Below are 961 nucleotides of genomic sequence, written 5' to 3'. Positions count from 1 at the left end.
GCATCCACGCCGAACGCAAACTCAACAACCCCCGCATCACCGAACGCAACAAACCCCCACCCTTCTAAGTTGCGGTGAAGTGCGCGCATACCGGGATAGCGATGCGCTCGTTCCAGTTAGCTAGCCATGGGGGCGAAAACCATTGCGCGGGTCCTGATCTGGCGGTATGGATCGTTGCCTAACCGAGCCGTCGAGTACGCCAGCGTGACAGGTCCGCGTCCAGCACTGCAGGATCCCGCTCGGGAAACACCTCCGTGGTGATCTCAAGGTGCCGGATGCGGTCGAGGTGAAATCCGCGGATGCCTTCGCGCAGCCGGCACCACCCCACGAACACCCAAGCATCGCCTCCGCGCAGCACACCCATGGCCTCCACGTCACGGATGGTGTGGGTCTCGCCGTCCTCGGAGGTGTACTGCAACCGCACGACTCGGCGCGCGGCGATCGCTTCCGGAATCAACGAGGCCGCTGCTTCGGGCGGCGGCTCGGCGTCGATGACGTACATCGACGTCAACGCCTCATCGATTGGGGCGAGCTGATCTTCTCGGCTGATCGCGAGGATCTTCGCCCGCGCTCGTCGCGCCGCTGCGCCATATGGCGAAGTCTCCAGCAGACCTAGCCCCGCGAGCACCGCCAGCGACTCCGACACCGTGAGGTTCAACGGCGGTAGTGAGTGCTCCCGCAGAATCGAATATCCGCCTGACACACCGTGATCGGCATAGATCGGGACCCCCGCGAGCTGCAGCGACTGGATGTCACGCTCGATCGTGCGCTTCGACACCTGAAACTCTTCCGAGAGCCGAGCGGCCGACACAGGCCGGCGTGATCCCCGGAGCAGATCGACCAGCGCGTACAACCGCTCAGCTCTCTTCATGATTCGAGTTCCCTGTCGCTTGCCAGGGTGATGGGACCACCTGATTGCCAGGGGGATGGGACCACCGTGGCGCGTTACTGAGGATGCTTG

Annotated in this window: 1 protein-coding gene; it reads right to left on the bottom strand. The window is 63.7% G+C overall.

What is annotated here, in order from left to right; all coding sequences use genetic code 11:
* Positions 1 to 178: 178 nt before the first annotated feature.
* A complete protein-coding gene (locus tag CQY20_RS33930; RefSeq protein WP_163700996.1) occupies positions 179 to 871 on the bottom strand; it encodes a helix-turn-helix transcriptional regulator in 693 nt (230 codons plus the stop codon).
* Between the last annotated feature and the right edge of the window lie 90 nt (positions 872 to 961).

The sequence above is a fragment of the Mycolicibacterium agri genome, assembly GCF_002553505.1.
In the GTDB taxonomy this organism is placed as follows: domain Bacteria; phylum Actinomycetota; class Actinomycetes; order Mycobacteriales; family Mycobacteriaceae; genus Mycobacterium; species Mycobacterium agri.
The sequence above is the reverse complement of the archived record's forward strand: the minus strand, read 5'-3'. Positions and strand labels throughout refer to the sequence as shown.

Bases quoted from the DNA above. Each gene is read 5' to 3' on its own strand.
- CQY20_RS33930 (WP_163700996.1), bottom strand. From the start codon at position 871: ATGAAGAGAGCTGAGCGGTTGTACGCGCTGGTCGATCTGCTCCGGGGA.